The organism is Psychrobacillus sp. FSL K6-2843 (genome assembly GCF_038626375.1).
GTDB lineage: Bacteria > Bacillota > Bacilli > Bacillales_A > Planococcaceae > Psychrobacillus > Psychrobacillus faecigallinarum.
Window position 1 is genome coordinate 1947209 of record NZ_CP152021.1, and the last position, 16412, is coordinate 1963620.

General features: G+C 35.8%; 15 protein-coding genes. 13 read left to right on the top strand and 2 right to left on the bottom strand.

The features are described 5' to 3' along the window. The first annotated feature begins 12 nt into the window (after window positions 1-12). The 6 genes from MKY94_RS09755 (at window position 13) to MKY94_RS09780 (ending at window position 4959) form a co-directional block, all read left to right on the top strand. Window positions 13-234, top strand: a complete 222-nt coding sequence (locus MKY94_RS09755; RefSeq protein WP_144536646.1) for a YozE family protein — start codon at window positions 13-15, stop codon at window positions 232-234. Between the two features lie 71 nt (window positions 235-305). Beyond that, window positions 306-1007, top strand: a complete 702-nt coding sequence (deoD, locus tag MKY94_RS09760) for a purine-nucleoside phosphorylase (RefSeq protein WP_144536644.1) — start codon at window positions 306-308, stop codon at window positions 1005-1007. Window positions 1008-1071: 64 nt separating this feature from the next. Then, window positions 1072-2595, top strand: a complete 1524-nt coding sequence (locus MKY94_RS09765) for a S41 family peptidase (protein WP_342578675.1) — start codon at window positions 1072-1074, stop codon at window positions 2593-2595. Window positions 2596-2698: 103 nt separating this feature from the next. Beyond that, window positions 2699-3604: a GTP-binding protein gene (locus MKY94_RS09770; RefSeq protein ID WP_154310884.1), complete on the top strand. Its 906-nt coding sequence runs from the start codon at window positions 2699-2701 to the stop codon at window positions 3602-3604. Continuing rightward, window positions 3597-3857 (top strand): hypothetical protein, encoded by a 261-nt coding sequence (locus tag MKY94_RS09775; RefSeq protein ID WP_144536638.1) that lies wholly within the window; start codon window positions 3597-3599, stop codon window positions 3855-3857. Before MKY94_RS09770 ends, MKY94_RS09775 begins: the two co-directional genes overlap by 8 nt. Before the next feature lie 160 nt (window positions 3858-4017). Then, window positions 4018-4959, top strand: coding sequence for a CAP domain-containing protein (locus MKY94_RS09780; protein ID WP_342578586.1), 942 nt, complete (start codon window positions 4018-4020; stop codon window positions 4957-4959). A 66-nt stretch (window positions 4960-5025) separates the two neighbouring features. On the opposite strand, the gene MKY94_RS09785 is transcribed toward MKY94_RS09780, so the two are convergent. Further along, complete coding sequence (locus MKY94_RS09785) at window positions 5026-6378, bottom strand: MATE family efflux transporter (RefSeq protein WP_342578587.1); 1353 nt, start codon at window positions 6376-6378, stop codon at window positions 5026-5028. 40 nt (window positions 6379-6418) lie between these two features. Between MKY94_RS09785 and MKY94_RS09790 the strand changes: the two genes are divergently transcribed. Continuing rightward, window positions 6419-7495, top strand: coding sequence for an undecaprenyldiphospho-muramoylpentapeptide beta-N-acetylglucosaminyltransferase (locus tag MKY94_RS09790; RefSeq protein ID WP_151110001.1), 1077 nt, complete (start codon window positions 6419-6421; stop codon window positions 7493-7495). Window positions 7496-7533: 38 nt separating this feature from the next. On the opposite strand, the gene MKY94_RS09795 is transcribed toward MKY94_RS09790, so the two are convergent. Further along, window positions 7534-8079, bottom strand: a complete 546-nt coding sequence (locus MKY94_RS09795) for a GNAT family N-acetyltransferase (protein ID WP_342578588.1) — start codon at window positions 8077-8079, stop codon at window positions 7534-7536. A gap of 610 nt (window positions 8080-8689) precedes the next feature. Here MKY94_RS09795 and MKY94_RS09800 point away from each other — a divergent pair. From MKY94_RS09800 to MKY94_RS09825, 6 genes are all read left to right on the top strand, one after another. After that, the gene (locus MKY94_RS09800; RefSeq protein ID WP_191697056.1) at window positions 8690-9367 is read left to right on the top strand and encodes a response regulator transcription factor; all 678 of its coding nucleotides are present in this window, start codon (window positions 8690-8692) and stop codon (window positions 9365-9367) included. Continuing rightward, complete coding sequence (locus tag MKY94_RS09805; RefSeq protein WP_342578589.1) at window positions 9364-10734, top strand: HAMP domain-containing histidine kinase; 1371 nt, start codon at window positions 9364-9366, stop codon at window positions 10732-10734. Before MKY94_RS09800 ends, MKY94_RS09805 begins: the two co-directional genes overlap by 4 nt. 270 nt (window positions 10735-11004) lie before the next feature. Beyond that, complete coding sequence (locus MKY94_RS09810) at window positions 11005-13806, top strand: 2-oxoglutarate dehydrogenase E1 component (protein WP_191697057.1); 2802 nt, start codon at window positions 11005-11007, stop codon at window positions 13804-13806. A gap of 26 nt (window positions 13807-13832) precedes the next feature. Continuing rightward, window positions 13833-15077, top strand: a complete 1245-nt coding sequence (odhB, locus tag MKY94_RS09815) for a 2-oxoglutarate dehydrogenase complex dihydrolipoyllysine-residue succinyltransferase (protein ID WP_191697058.1) — start codon at window positions 13833-13835, stop codon at window positions 15075-15077. A 160-nt stretch (window positions 15078-15237) separates the two neighbouring features. Beyond that, on the top strand, window positions 15238-15435 hold the full coding sequence (locus MKY94_RS09820; RefSeq protein WP_144536623.1) for a DUF6501 family protein: 198 nt from the start codon (window positions 15238-15240) through the stop codon (window positions 15433-15435). Window positions 15436-15544: 109 nt separating this feature from the next. Next, window positions 15545-16408, top strand: a complete 864-nt coding sequence (locus MKY94_RS09825; protein WP_144536621.1) for an AAA family ATPase — start codon at window positions 15545-15547, stop codon at window positions 16406-16408. The last annotated feature ends 4 nt before the right edge of the window (window positions 16409-16412 follow it).

Here is a 16412-nt window from a genome sequence, read left to right on the forward strand (position 1 = left end):
AGGAAGAAAAGTATGCATCAATCGTTTTACTTATTTGCTTTAAAGTTCCGGGGAGGACAAAAGAACGATGCTAAAGCCCAGTTTGCGGAACATATGTTTTTACAGCATGATTTTCCTAAGGCAGAAACGTCTTTTCAGGAAATATCTGAATACATCGAAGAACTGGCTCATCCTGAAATGACGGCAATCGTTTTTGATGAAATATGGGGGTTATACGAAGATCACATTAGATAGGCTTCAGCATTGCATTTCCTAGTAAAAAAAGGTATTATTAACTCGATAAGTTTAGAAATGAGGTTATTATAATGAGTATTCATATTAACGCAAAAAAAGGTGAAATTGCAGACACAATTTTATTACCAGGGGATCCACTTCGTGCAAAGTATATCGCAGAAACATTCTTAGAGGATGTTGTGCAGTATAATGAAGTACGTAATATGTTTGGCTACACAGGTACATATAAGGGAAAAAGAGTTTCTGTACAAGGTACGGGGATGGGTGTTCCATCAATCTCTATTTATGCAACTGAGTTAATGAATGATTATGATGTACAAAAGTTAATTCGTGTTGGAACTTGTGGAGCAATTCAAAAAGATGTAAAAGTTCGAGATGTTATTTTAGCTCAGGCAGCATCTTCTGATTCTTCTATGAACAAAGTACTTTTAGATGATATTAGTTTCGCTCCTACAGCAGATTTTGACCTATTATATAATGCATATAACGCTGGTAAAGAAGCTGGGTTAAATCTTCGTGTAGGTAATGTCTTCACAGCAGACTTATTCTACAACGAAAATGCACAAAATGAAAAATGGGCAAGCTACGGTGTTCTTGCAGTAGAAATGGAATCAGCAGCACTTTACACTTTAGCTGCTAAATTTGGACGTCAAGCTTTGTCTGTATTAACAGTGAGTGACCATATCATTACAGGTGAAGTTACTTCATCAGAGGAAAGACAAACAACATTTAATGATATGATTATTGTAGCTTTAGAGGCAGCGCTTAAATAAAATCTTTAAACATAGACTGTCATTCTTGGCAGTCTATTTTTAAAAGATGAACTGTGTGAAAAGGGTGAAGATTTTGGACGAACAAGAGCAACGAAACAATGAGGAACAAGAACAAATTTCAACTGATGCTTCTAAGTATATAAAAATGAAGCCTTTCGTGTTATGGATAATGATTTTTACCCTCGTTATAGTATCATCTGGAATTACAACCCTTTTTCTTTTGAATAACAAGGATGAGGGAAGTAAAGTCCATACAGAAAATTCACAGACAGAATATGTGGGTGAAAGAGCTGAATTTACGAAATTATATTTGGCCTATGATAAATTAGTAAAAGAATATTATAAAGAAATTGATCAGGATGATGTTATTAACGGAGCAATCAATGGAATGATAGATGCTCTAGAAGATCCTTATTCAGAATATATGAATCAAGATGAAGCTTCGATGTTTGACGATAGTATACACTCAAGCTTTCAGGGAATTGGTGCAGAGATTCAAGAGCAAGATGGCACTATTACAGTTGTTTCTCCTATAAAAAATTCACCTGCTGAAAAAGCTGGGTTACTACCAAATGACAAAGTATTAAAGGTCGACGGTAAGGATATTCAAGGCTACAGTGTTTCCGAAGCAGTATTATTAATACGTGGTAAAAAGGGGACAGAGGTTACTCTTTCTATCCAACGTGGAGATAGTGCATTGATGGAAATGAAGATAGTTCGCGATGATATTCCTATAGAAACAGTTTACGCTGAAATGCTAAATGACAATGTTGCCCATATTATTATTTCTAGTTTTTCAGATGATACGTATGATGAACTTGTTACAGCAATAGAAGAAATGGAAAAAGAAGGTATGGAGGCACTTGTATTGGATGTGAGACAAAATCCAGGTGGCTTGCTTGATTCAGCGGTGGACATTTCTAACCTCTTCATCGAAGAAGGTAAAAATATTGTTCAAATTGAAACTAAAACAGATAAAAATAAACTTGTAAAAGAACCGATTGCTGCTTCTCCAGGGCTTCGTGTAAATATTCCTGTAACAATTTTAATTGATGAGGGTAGTGCTTCGGCTTCAGAAATACTAGCTGGAGCGCTAAGTGAATCTTCAAATGTACCTATAGTGGGTGTAAACTCATTTGGTAAGGGTACTGTTCAATCTGTGAATAACCTACCTGATGGTTCCAATATTAAAATTACAACTGCTAAATGGCTAACACCTGAAGGTAACTGGATTCATGATAAAGGTATCGCACCAGATTATGAAGTAGCTTATCCATCCTATGCTATGCTTTCTCCTTTAAATAGTGCAGAGGTCTTAAAGTCAGGGATGACTTCAGAAGCAGTTCAAAATGCCAAGGAAATGCTGAAGGCTGTAGGATACGAGGTTGGGAAAATAGACAGTAGCTTCAATGATCAAATGGTTTCAGCGGTTAAAAAATTCCAATCAGATAATAAGCTTGAAACTACTGGTGAAATTACTGGTGAAACGGCATATCTATTAATGGATAAACTTCGCGAGAAGCTTTTAAACGAAGATCCACAATTGTCAAAAGCTGAAGAAGTAGCGAAAGATTTGATCAAAAAGTAAATTATTATCTTTACCAACTATAATATTTAATTTAGTGAGGAAAAGAGCTGACCTATTATGGTCAGCTTTTTCTTCTAATATATAGAAAGAGGTGTATGAGCAAGTGAAGGATGTATATTTATTGAGTGGTTTTTTAGGAAGTGGCAAAACCTCTCTTCTATCTAATCTTATTGCTCAATTTAAGGCAGAAGGGATTAAACCAGCAGTTATTATGAATGAGCTCGGCAAATTAGCATTTGACAGCAGGGCAGTAGACGAAGATATACCTCTTAAGGAAATGTTAGAGGGATGTATTTGCTGTACCGGTTCTGAAAAAATGGAAGCACAGCTCCAAACATTGTTGGCAGGGGAAGATTTTGATGTGTTACTAATAGAGACTACTGGAGCTGCACATCCAGTAGAAGCTTTAGATGCTGTTTTTTCACCTTTGTTTGCTAATGAATTAAACATTAAAGGTATTATCACGGTAGCAGATTGCAAAAGATGGCTAGAACGTGAGAAGCTGAGTCCTCAGACACGCATGTTATTCCTTGAGCAAATTAGGCACGCTCATTTAATAGTAGCAAACAAAGTGGACCTGTTAACTGAGGAAGAGGTATTTAATGTCTCTATGCAGCTACAAGCTATTAATAGTAGTGCGCCCATTATTCAGACATCTAATAGCAAAATCTCTATAAATGCTATTCAAAATCTTGAAGCAACCTTTCATCAAAAAGAAGTTCAAGAAGTATCAATAGGTAAGCAACTATTCTTATCATCTAGATTACACACATTCAAGAAACCTATTAATCAGGAAACCTTTGAGGAATGGATAAGAAATCTCCCAGATACAGTTTATCGAATGAAAGGATATGTGCCGCTTGAGGGACATAAGAATCCTTTTCTCTTTCAATATGCTTACGGAATGATTCAATGGCTGCCAGAATACATGAAAATGGCTCCTCAGATTGTAATTATCGGTGAGCAAATAGATAAATTACAGATAGTTGGAGACACGGAGAATGATTGAGGCATTTAAAATGATATATAAGAACCGTATTTCTATAGAAAGAGATATAACTGAAGAAGACGTGCGAAGTATTATAAAGTCAGAACTATTAGATGAATACACTCATCCTCGTGCAAAGCTTTCTATAGAAAGGAAGCTATCGATGGCATTGGCACGTGTGAATAATAGTAATCTATCACAAATACAAAAAGAGATGATATTATCTGTGATAAATGAGGAATATGTGAAACTGTCAATAGGTTTGAAAAACTAATATTTTAATTGTTTGGATAGTGCTTCCATTTCATTGAAAGAGAATCCTTTATTACTTCGGTATTTTTATATAGAGTTGGTCAAATTGGAATATATTATAAAATTTTTTCTACTGATTTTGTGTTTAAAATGAGAGAGCACAAAAGAAGGAGGAAATGAAAATGAACAAAAAGCAAATCATGGCGGGTGTACTAGCAGGAGGATTATTATTAACTGTTACTACAGCATCTGCAGAAACAAATGCTAGCAATTCAAAAACTACTTCTGAGGCAAACACATCCATCCAATGGAAGTCTCTAAAGATAAACTCTAAAGAATTGGCTTGGAGTGACAAAGCAAGTGATAAATTACTTCAAGAGGTTAATATAAATAAAGATTTAATCGTTGCTAACCTAGCAAAAATCATCAAAGCAGAAGCTGAGAAGAAACATGAAGCAACACAACAGGTAGAGAAAGATTCAAAAGAAACAACAAAAGAAGTTACTCAACCTAAAGATGTGAAAAAAGAAGAAGTAGCAGCACCAAAGGCTGAAGCAAAAGAAGAAGTAGCAACACCAAAGGCTGAAGCAAAAGAAGAAGTAGCAGCACCAAAAGCTGAAGCAAAAGAAGAAGTAACAGCACCAAAAGCTGAAGCGAAAGAAGAGGCAGCAACAACTCCTCAACCTACTCAGCAAGCTCAAGCTACTGAAAAAACTGAAACTAATACTAATTCAGAAAAAGCTCAGGTTTCTTCTGTTATTCAACAAGTGGTTGACTTAACAAATGCAGAGCGTGCAAAAGAAGGTCTAGCACCACTACAAATCGATTCTGCTTTAACTAAATCAGCGCAGCTTAAATCACAGGATATGAAAGATAATAATTATTTTTCACATACAAGTCCTACGTATGGTTCTCCTTTTGATCAAATGAAATCATTAGGAATTAACTACAAATCAGCAGCTGAGAATATCGCAATGGGTCAAAGAAGTGCAGAAGAAGTAGTCCAAGGATGGATGAATTCTGCTGGACACAGAGCTAATATTATGAACGGAAGCTACACTCATATCGGAGTAGGTTTGTCAGATAGCGGATATTACTGGACACAACAATTTATTAGTAAATAATATTAAAAGGTGTAAGTGATTGATTTCACTTACACCTTTTTTAATGATAAACAGCTCAATATATGCTTAACTGACTTTCGAAAATTTTTTCTGTAAATATACAAGTCGAGTTCCTAACGTAATTGCTCCTATTGTTAAACCAACAATTAATCCAATCCAATAACCAAATGGTCCGTAGGAGGTGTAGGTTCCTAGTAAGTAGCCAGTTGGCAGCCCGATAACCCAATAAGATATAATTGCCATTATAAAAGTGATTGTCACATCTTTATATCCTCTCAATGCACCTTGAACCGGTGCTTGTATGGCATCAGACAATTGGAAGAGTGCTGCAAAAAAGAAAAATTGAACGGCCAAATTAATTACTTCAGAATCATTTGTATAAATACCTGCTATTGCTTCTCTGAAAATGATTAAAATAGAAACCGAGACGAAACTGAATACTACTGCCGTACATACTCCAAGCCAGCTGTATACCTTGGCATCTTGATATTTTTTTGCTCCTACCTCGTGTCCAACTAATATAGTTACCCCCATTGCAATACTCAAAGGAATCATATATAACAACGAAGTAAAATTCATCGCTACTTGGTGAGCTGAAATTACTGCAGTAGAATATACACTCATCATAATAGTAACCGCAGAAAAAATAGTAGTCTCAGCAAAAAGGGATAGCCCAATAGGCAAACCTATTTTTGTTAACACTTTGGATTTTGAAAGAGAAGGCATAGTCCAGCACTGAAATATACGTAAATCTGCAAATGGTTGATTGTTTTTTACAATCAAAATAGTAATAAATAAAATAAGCCAATAGGTTAATGAAGAAGCTAATCCCGCCCCCACGCCACCTAAGGCTGGTAAACCGAATTTTCCGTATATCAGTACGTAATTTAACGCTATATTAATAGGTGCGGAAAGAAGTGTGACAAACATCGATACACGAGTTTTTCCTAAAGCATCAATAAAAGAGCGTAGTACACTATAAAGAAATAAAGGAATCAGACCTATACACATCATCAATAAATATTTTCTCGCCACTTCGCGTACATTAGCTTCAAGGGGAATAATATTCAAAATGGGATCAATGAGTACTATAATACCTATGAATACAAAAAAGGCTAGTAGAATTGCAATATAGAAACCCTGCTGAACAAAGGATCTTACATCTTCATGCTTTTTTGCACCGATTAATTGTGCTACAATTGGCGTGATGCCTAGTAGGATTCCGGTTAATCCAGTATATACTGGCACCCATAAAGACGAACCTATAGAAACGCCTGCTAAATGTTCGATACTATATTTACTTGTCATTAAAATATCAAAAAAAGTCATTAAATAGAGTGCGACCTGTGTGATTAAGATAGGAAGCACTATTTTAATCATATACTTAGTCTTTTCTTTTAAGGTTTTCGTTTCTTGCATTTTGGCATACATCCTTTAGATAAATAGTTAGGAGATTAAAATGAATAATAACACAATAGTGCTGACTGGTGGGGGAACTGCTGGTCACGTATCTTTAAATGAAGCGATTATTCCCGAATTGTTAAAAAAGGGCTACGAGGTCCATTATATCGGATCATCCGATGGTATTGAAAAAACTATCATTGAAAAAGGCTTTCCTACCTTACCATATTACTCCATTTCAAATGGAAAGCTTCGGAGATATTTTTCTGTAAAAAATTTTTCAGATCCCTTCAAAGTTTTGTATGGAACTATGCAAGCTCTTAGAATTTTAAGAAAGGTAAAACCTTCTATTGTATTTTCTAAGGGGGGTTTTGTTTCTGTACCAGTCGTGGTTGCAGCTAAACTTTCGAATATACCTGTAGTTATACACGAATCCGATATTACTCCAGGTCTAGCAAATAAAATTGCTACCCCTTTTGCAGAACATATTTTTTCTGTATTCGAAGAAACCTTAAAGTATCTTCCTAAGGATAAATCCTCTTCTATCGGTGCAATAATACGCCCTGATTTATTTCAAGGAGACGAAAAAATTGCCAGAGAGCTAACAGGCTTTAGTCCTCTTAAAGAAACGATTATTATTATGGGAGGGAGCCAAGGTTCAAAAAATATTAATACTGCAATCAAGGACAATATTGAATCTTTAACAAAAAGATTTCAAATTATTCATCTTTGCGGTAAAGGAAACTTAGATCCTACTTTAAAGAATAACCCAAATTATGTAGCTTTTGAATATGTAACAAACGAATTGCCCCATTTACTGAAAATCACTAACTATGTTATTAGTAGAGCGGGCTCTAACTCCATTTTTGAATTTTTAGAGCTAAAAAAACCTATGTTGTTAATTCCTCTTTCTAAGAACGCAAGTAGAGGGGATCAAGTTTTAAATGCAAATTTCTTTGAGAAGCAAGGATACGCTATCGTACTAGAAGAGGAGAATCTAACATCCGAGACTTTTATGAGCTCAATTTCTGCTCTTGCTTTGAACAAAGAGAAAATAATAGATGCTCAGTGCATGGCTAATTCTTCAAAGACGCCAGAGCAGTTTACAGAGTTATTACTAACCTACAAAAACTAATGAAACTCCCGTCAAAATATTTGACGGGAGTTTTTTGGTTACATCGCTTGTTCTTCTTCTCTGTTTTGATGTAGCTTTTTCATGTGGAAGAGGTCCTTTGGTATATAGTACAAATCGAATTGGTCCGTACCTTGATTGATCTCATCATAAATCACTGTATGGGATTCATTTGCTTTTAGAGCGTATCCCAGTTTTTCCGTTGCGCGAATGCTCTTAACATTATTTTTTCTTATGCGTAAAAATACGGAGTGAATATCTAGGTCAAAGAACAATTCTTCTAAAAACTGTTCTTTAGCTTTTTTATTGTAGCCTTGACCTTGAAATTGTGATCCAATCCAAGTGCCTAAGAAGCCTGTCCCGTGTTTAATATCAAAAAGGTTTATTGTGCCAATAGGTTGCCCATAGTCACTCATAATTGTGCGAGAAATTGCTGTTCCAGCAAGCTCTTCCTCCATTAATTGTTTTGTTAGGAACCAGTATTCGTCTGCAGAATAAGCTTTATGACGAACAAATGGCATAATAGTAGGGTCAGACATGAGTTCAAATAGAATAGTACACTCATGTAATTCTCTTTTTTTCAACACAAAAAAACGCCTCCTCCAGAACTAACAATGAACATAGTCATTCTAGTTCCCCTGAAATTTTTCATTTCGAATTGCATAAAAAATTTCGGGGTAGGAATCGAACCTACTAGAACCAGTTTAATTACTGGTGGCGCACCATTTGCCTTCCCTCGGCAAAGTAACCTTTGCCTTATAAAATTATTTGCATAGAATAATATACTTGATGTTTGTCGTTTTGCATAGTGTTAAATTTTACATTTTTAAAAAATAATAATGTTACACACTTGTATGTTTCACAATAAATACATATGATTAAATTATATGTATTTAGGGAAATGTTTTTCGCTTAAAATTCTTAGTCTCCCTGTTATTACTAAATAGCAGTTTTTACTATTATATAATCTCACAACTGCTTTGTCATATATCTTTTCTCTCAAATTAAGGCACTGATTAAAGAGTACTATGATAAATACATTAGAATGTATCGAAATCAAGTATGTCATAGAACTGCTATACAGTTAACGAGCTTCTATAGAACAAATATTGTATATTAATATAACATCGATAAAAACAATCATATACCACAAATGCCGTTCATTATGAGCGGTATTTTTTTTAAGGAAGTGTAAAAATGAAACAACATATTTTATTGATAGAGGACGAGAAAAATATCTCGAAGTTTGTGGAACTTGAACTTAAACATGAAAATTTTGATGTCACCGTTTCCTATGATGGTAGAGAGGGATTTGAACTGGCTTTAAATAACACATATGACCTGTTGTTAGTAGATGTCATGCTACCAAATTTAAACGGTCTAGAAATATGTCGTAGAGTCCGAAAAATAAAGGATGTTCCCATTATTTTAATCACTGCCAGAGATGCTGTGATTGACCGTGTATCTGGTTTAGAAGCAGGAGCAGATGATTACGTCGTAAAGCCCTTTGCAATAGAAGAGTTACTTGCAAGAATACGTGCCGTTTTAAGAAGAGCAATACCATTAGCAACAAGCGTGCATAATATTTTAGGTATAAAAGGTTTGGAGATTGATCAACAGGCTTATAAGGTATCTTTCCATAAGAAGGAGATAAACCTTACTAAAACCGAATATGATCTTTTAGTATGCTTTATGCAAAACTGCGACATCGTATTAACTCGAGATCATATTTTAGAAAAGGTATGGGGCTTTGAAACGGAAGTGGAGACAAATGTAGTGGATGTTTATATTAGACATCTACGAAAAAAGTTGCCCGAAGAAATTGCTTCTCTAATAGAAACAGTTCGAGGAGTAGGATATGTGATGCGCTCATGATTAAGTGGACATTGCAAAAGAAATGGACATATTCCGCAGCATTATCCATCTTTCTAAGCTTTTTAATGATGTGTATTATATTATACTTCTCCATCTTTAGCTGGATGCTAATGTCCGAAAAAAAAGTTGCTCAAAACACACTTAATGAAGTGGTTAGCTTCTTCGAGTCGCAAGGGCCAGTTATAAGTGTACAGGACATTCAAAGAAATCGTACTCTTATTAATCAGCTTGTTAACCAAGAGCAATCGGTAAGAATTTTAAATGAAGATGGGATTGAATTACTTCGTATTAATGATGCCAGCCCCTTTAAAGAATTTTCAGCTTCTACAATCGAAGAATTCAAGAAAGACGAAGTAAAGGGCCAGCCTATTTACCTAAAGTCCGCACAATTAGATTTTGGTTTATTTAAGGGTTATATAGAAATTTCTCATAGCCTAGCTAATTTTAAAGAGCTCATGCAATACATCAAATTGGCCATGATAATTTTTGCGCTCATCGCTCTTATTCTGTCCGCGTTTATTGGCTATTCTTTGTCCGCATTTTTACTTAAACCTATCAAAGAGCTACGCGATGAAATGCAGCTTGCCAAGGATACTAGGTTTTCTAAAGAAGTAAATTTTGAGAAAATCTCTAATGATGAAATTGGAGAACTGATGAAGATCTATAAAGAGCTAATGAATGAGGTGAATGAAACTATCTCTAGACAAGATGAATTCATCCATAATGTATCTCATGAGCTAAGGACTCCTATACAAGTAGTGGAAGGGCATCTTGCTCTACTTAATAGATGGGGGAAGGAAGAGCGAGAGGTCCTAGATGAATCACTGGACATTTCTCTTTTAGAAGTACAAAAAATGAAAACACTAATAGAAGAAATGCTAAAACTTGCAAAAAACGAAAGAACTATTCAAGAAGCTAGGACAAGTGTTTTTCTAGTGGTTAAAGAACTTGAACAAAAATTTCAGGTTTTATCTCCAGAAGCATCAATAGTTTATCAAGGTAGTGAAAGTATAGTAGTAAATATGCCTAATACAACCTTAGAGCAGATTCTAAGGAACTTAATTGAAAATGCGATAAAATACAATGAAAAAAAGCCTTCCATTATTATTGAAGCTAAGGAAGAGTCTGACCAGACTGTAATTATTGTTTCAGATAACGGAGTTGGTATAACAGAAGAGTCACTTCCTAGAATTTTTGATCGTTTTTATACAGCCGACGAGGCAAGAACAAAAACGAAAGATGGATCTGGATTAGGCCTTAGCATCGTACAAAGATTGGTTGGTGCATATAAAGGTAATATCCAGGTTCAAAGTAACAGTAACGGTTCAAATTTCTTGCTATTTTTCCCTAAATTTACAAGTGAATAATCATTCATTTTTAAAGTATAAAAAAATTATGGAAATAGTAATTTAATTTGCCAAAAAGGATTGTATTTTTTTGAGAGAGTAGTAAGATGGATATGGAAAAATTGTTCTTATAGTTGAACTCTTTCAGTCTAACTAAAAGAGTGGTAAACTGTAAATGTGAAGATTTAATGAATAAATAAGTATATCTTTCGTATTCAGGCTTTTGCATTTATTTTTAATGTACTATTCATTAATGCCAGAATTGGCACAATATGTTGGAGGTTTTTTTAAATGTCGAACAAGCAAACACCTTGGTCCATTTTTTCGGGGCCCAATCTTGGTTATGTGATGGAGCAGTATGATCTATACCTTCAATCACCTGAAGAAGTAGATCAAGAATTAGTTAGTTTATTTGAAGAGTATGGTGCACCTGTTTTGACAGGAAATTCTACTGCAACAGGAACAAACTCCCCAGCAGTAGAGTCAAACAATTTTGAAAAAGTAGTTCGTGCAATCGAATTGGCTGATGCAATTCGTGCACACGGGCATTTGACTGCAGATATCTATCCTTTAAATGACAGAGAAAAAAATGATTCTCGGATCAATTTTAAGACGTATGGTCTTACTCCTGCCGATTTAAAAGATGTTCCTGTAGGCTTTTTACTACAAGATGCACCGAGTACGGTTAACAATGGTTTAGAGGCTATAGAGTATTTAAAGTCAGTTTATACGAATAAAATTGCTTTTGAGATTTCTCACATTGTTGATGTAGAAGAGCGTAAATGGTTACAGAGCAAGATTGAAAAAGGTGTTGTATTAGAGGGTTTATCTACTGAGCAAAAGAAAGAATTATTGAAACGTTTAACACAAATAGAAGGATTTGAGAAATTTATCCATCGTACGTTTGTAGGTGCGAAACGATTTTCAATTGAAGGATTAGATACTTTAGTAGTGCTAATCGATGAATTGGTAAGACAATCTAACGTTACAAAAACAAAACAAGTTAACATCGGGATGGCCCACCGTGGACGTTTAAATGTGTTGACACATGTTCTGAAGAAACCGTACGAAATGATGTTCGCTGAATTTGCACATGTCCCTTCAGAATCCTTCCTACCAAAAGACGGTTCTTTAGAGTTGTCAGAGGGGTGGTATGGCGATGTTAAGTACCATAAGGGGGCTGCTTATCATTCTCCGTCTGGGTTAACTTTAAAATTGGCATACAATCCTTCTCACTTAGAGGTAGTAAGTCCAGTAGTTACTGGGCAAACTCGTGCAGCTCAGGAAGCTACTGATCAGTCAGGAATGCCGGTTCAGGATAAGAATGCTGCGTATGCTATTTTAGTTCACGGAGATGCTGCTTTCCCAGGGCAAGGGATTGTAACGGAAGTATTAAACTATAGTAGAGTAAGAGGCTTCCAAACAGGTGGGTCTATTCATATCATTGCTAATAATATGATTGGATTTACAACTGAACATTATGATTCACGTTCAACTTTCTATTCTTCTGATCCAGCTAAAGGATATGAGGTTCCAGTCATTCATGTAAATGCGGACGATCCAGAGGCAGTTATCGGTGTTGCGAAGCTAGCGCATGAATACCGCAATAAATTTGGTAAAGATATTGTTATTGATTTACTTGGATACCGTAGATACGGTCATAATGAAATGGATGAGCCATTAGTGACTAATCCTCAGATGTACCATATTATTCACAAGCACCCTACTGTGCGTAAAATTTATGGACAAAAATTAGTGGATGAAAAGGTAATCCAAGATAATGAGGTTACCAAGCTTGACGAAACTATTTTCAGTGGAATGCAGGAAGCATACGATCGCGTGAAAGAGCTTCCACAAACTACGGCACATGAAATTATTATTCCAGAAGTAGTTCTAGAAGGTATGCCTGAGCTTCCAACGGGAGTTGAGGAAAGCAGACTGAAGAAAATCAATGAAGAACTTTTAACATGGCCATCTGATTTTACAGCGTTTAAAAAATTGGAGAAAATTTTGAAACGCCGTGAAGAACCATTTAAAGGAAAAGGGAAAATTGATTGGGGTCATGCAGAGACACTTGCTTTAGCAACCATTATTCAAGATGGAAACTCTGTTCGCTTAACAGGACAAGATGCTCAGCGTGGAACTTTCTCTCATAGACACTTAGTATTGCATGACGAAAAAACTGGTGCGGAGTTGACTCCTATCCATAGTATAAGCGATGCAAAAGCGTCCTTTACTGTGCATAATAGTCCTTTAACAGAAGCTGCTGTACTAGGCTTTGAGTTTGGTTATAACCTAGAAGATAATAACTCATTAACTATTTGGGAAGCACAATATGGTGACTTTGCGAATATGGCACAAGTGATGTTTGATAACTTTATCAGCTCTGCTCGATCTAAATGGGGACTAAAATCAGGGCTTGTAATGCTGTTACCACATGGTGCTGAGGGGCAAGGGTCAGAGCATTCAAGTGCACGTTTAGAGCGTTATCTACAGCTTGCTGCTGAAAACAACTGGACAGTTGCCAACCTTTCTAGCGCGGCAAATTATTTCCATATTCTTCGCAGACAAGCTAAAATGTTAAAAGAAGATGCGATTCGACCATTAGTAATCGTTTCACCGAAATCATTACTTCGTCACCCATTAGTAGGTGCGGATGTGGCAGAATTGACTGAAGGTAAGTTTGAAACAATTATTGAACAACCAGGTTTAGGTCAACAAACTGACAAGGTCGAAAAAATTGTATTTGCTAGTGGTAAATTAGCAATTGACTTAGCAGACAAAGTCAAAGATGGAGATGGCCATGAGTTTATGCATATTGTTCGTGTAGAACAACTATATCCATTCCCAGAAGAAAAAATTCAAGCAATTGTAGATCGATATCCGAACCTGAAACAGCTTGTATGGGCTCAAGAAGAAACAGAGAACATGGGTTCATGGAATTTTGCACTTCCATATTTACTGGATATTGCTAAAGGAAAAGATATTAAATATGTAGGGCGTGTTCATCGTTCTAGCCCTGCAGAAGGTGATATCGACACTTATAAAGTGGAACAAGCAAGAATTATTGAAGAAGCATTAAAAAGTTTGTAAGAAAAGCATTAGAGGAGGAAAATCAAGTGGCAGAAATTATTGTTCCGGAACTAGCAGAATCGATTACAGAGGGTACCATTGCACAATGGTTAAAACAACCAGGTGATACAGTAGAAAAAGGCGAATTTATCGTTGAATTAGAAACAGATAAAGTTAACGTAGAGGTTATTTCTGAAGAAGCTGGAGTAGTAAGTGAACTATTATTTGCAGAAGGTGATACTGTTCAAGTTGGTGAAGTTATTGCTATAGTAGGTGCTGGTTCAGGTGCACCAGCAGCTAAGGCAGAAGCAAAGGAACAACCAAAAGAAGAAGCGAAAGCTCCTGAAGTTAATGGTAACAAAGCACAAGAAGTAGCAAAAGCAAATGAAGAGGCTTCTAATGAACAAGATCGTACCATTGCAAGTCCTGCTGCTCGCAAACTAGCTCGCGAAAAAGGCATTAACTTAAGTGAAATTTCACCTGTAGATCCTATGGGTCGCGTTCGAGTTCAAGATGTATCTGCGCATGGTTCTAAACCTGCACCATCAAAAGCAGAGTCTGCTAAAACAACAACACCAGCTAAAGAGGATGATGGCCGTACTACTCGTGAGAAGATGTCACGCCGTCGTCAAACAATTGCTTCTCGTCTATTAGAAGTAAGACAAAGTACAGCAATGCTAACAACTTTTAACGAAATTGACATGACTAATGTTATGGCATTACGTTCTCGTAAAAAAGACAAATTCTTTGAGGACAATGATGTTCGTCTTGGATTTATGTCTTTCTTCACTAAAGCAGTTGTAGCTGCATTAAAAAAATACCCATATGTGAATTCTCAAATTGACGGGGATTACATTGTTAAAAACAATTTCTACGATATTGGTATAGCTGTTTCTACAGAAGGTGGATTAGTAGTACCGATTGTACGTGATGCTGACCGCAAAAACTTTGCAGAAATTGAAGGAGACATTGCGGGCCTAGCTAAAAAAGCGCGTGACAACAAATTAGCTCTTTCAGACATGGCTGGTGGATCATTTACTATCACAAACGGTGGAGTATTCGGTTCCCTACTGTCTACACCAATTTTAAATGGTACACAAGTTGGTATTCTTGGAATGCATACAATTCAAAAGCGTCCAATTGCTGTTGGAAATGAAATTGAAATTCGTCCAATGATGTATGTAGCGCTTTCTTATGATCACCGTGTAATCGATGGAAAAGATTCTGTTGGATTCCTAAAAACAGTTAAAGAACTTCTTGAAAACCCTGAAGATTTAATGCTAAATTCTTAATCATTTAGAGCAGACATTTAATTTGTCTGCTCTTTTTTTAGTTAAGAAAACATATACTGTTTTCAAAGTATATGTCCTGCTTTGCGTAACTAGTTAAATTAGTATCGTGATTGAATTTTCCTTCATTCAATCGTATACTATATTTAAAGGAAGTGGTTAAATGATACATACAAATTGGGCAGTGAAGCCAACTATTAAGACAGTAACATGTATCCATACAGACGCTAAAAAATTCTTAGTTAGCAATGTACTGACAGTTGGAAACACATATGAAGTTAAAAATGAAACCGAAGAATTTTTATTTGTCATAGACAATACAGGTAAGGTCGGCGGCTATTATAAGGAATATTTTCAATAAAAAACTGATGATTCTTCATCAGTTTTTTTTTGAAAACAAGATAGTTTTCGCGTTTTGAGCATGTAGGCAGTCATAGGCGCTTGAACTTTTCTTATTAAGGAGGAACAACATGATTGATTTAATAGAGAGAGAAAGACAAATAAGGACTAAAAGGTTGCACAGTGAGAAAGATATAGATTTGATTGGCTCTGGAGGATATGTTTCACCAATCGACTTTTTGTATGAGGATGTATTGATTGCGGTTTCCTTAAAAAAGCCTGTTTTATTAAAAGGTCCAACAGGAGCAGGGAAGACAAAGCTTGCTGAAACAGTGTCTCACTTCTTTTCTCAGCCTGTACAGAGCATTAACTGTTCGGTAGATTTGGACGCAGAATCCTTACTAGGTTTTAAAACTATTGTCATTAAAGAAGGAACTAATGTTATTGAGTTTGTAGATGGTCCTGTAGTGGAGGCGATGAAAAAAGGGCATATCCTATATATTGATGAAATAAATATGGCAAAGTCCGAAACCTTACCGATTTTACATAGCGTGTTAGATTATCGCCGTATGCTTACAAATCCCTTTACTGGTGAGGTCATCAAGGCTCACCCAGATTTTTCTGTTATAGCTGCCATTAATGAAGGGTATATCGGAACAACTCCTATGAATGAAGCATTGAAAAATCGTTTTGTCTCATTTACTATTCCATATATTTCTGGAGATTTACTTGCGAATCTATTTCATAATTTATTTCCTGATGCACAAGAAGAGCTTCACACTCTAATGCTTAATCTTGCATCAGATTTAATGGAACAAGTGAAGCAAGGTCTATTAGCTGAAGACGCTGCCTCTATTCGAAGCCTCCAATATGCAATGGAGCTAGCACACTACATGGAACCATTGAGAGCTATAAACTATGCGATTGCTGAAAAGTTAGAGGATGAACAAGAGAAGAGACTTGTTTTAGAGCTTGCTTCCTCTTGGATTAAGTGAGGTG

What these genes read in the sequence shown, in the direction of transcription:
- MKY94_RS09785 (WP_342578587.1), bottom strand. Translation starts at nt 6,378, where the DNA reads ATGCAAGAAACGAAAACCTTAAAAGAAAAGACTAAGTATATGATTAAA.
- MKY94_RS09825 (WP_144536621.1), top strand. Translation starts at nt 15,545, where the DNA reads ATGATTGATTTAATAGAGAGAGAAAGACAAATAAGGACTAAAAGGTTG.
- MKY94_RS09820 (WP_144536623.1), top strand. Translation starts at nt 15,238, where the DNA reads ATGATACATACAAATTGGGCAGTGAAGCCAACTATTAAGACAGTAACA.
- MKY94_RS09805 (WP_342578589.1), top strand. Translation starts at nt 9,364, where the DNA reads ATGATTAAGTGGACATTGCAAAAGAAATGGACATATTCCGCAGCATTA.
- MKY94_RS09780 (WP_342578586.1), top strand. Translation starts at nt 4,018, where the DNA reads ATGAACAAAAAGCAAATCATGGCGGGTGTACTAGCAGGAGGATTATTA.
- MKY94_RS09810 (WP_191697057.1), top strand. Translation starts at nt 11,005, where the DNA reads ATGTCGAACAAGCAAACACCTTGGTCCATTTTTTCGGGGCCCAATCTT.
- MKY94_RS09800 (WP_191697056.1), top strand. Translation starts at nt 8,690, where the DNA reads ATGAAACAACATATTTTATTGATAGAGGACGAGAAAAATATCTCGAAG.
- MKY94_RS09755 (WP_144536646.1), top strand. Translation starts at nt 13, where the DNA reads ATGCATCAATCGTTTTACTTATTTGCTTTAAAGTTCCGGGGAGGACAA.
- deoD (WP_144536644.1), top strand. Translation starts at nt 306, where the DNA reads ATGAGTATTCATATTAACGCAAAAAAAGGTGAAATTGCAGACACAATT.
- MKY94_RS09790 (WP_151110001.1), top strand. Translation starts at nt 6,419, where the DNA reads ATGAATAATAACACAATAGTGCTGACTGGTGGGGGAACTGCTGGTCAC.
- MKY94_RS09775 (WP_144536638.1), top strand. Translation starts at nt 3,597, where the DNA reads ATGATTGAGGCATTTAAAATGATATATAAGAACCGTATTTCTATAGAA.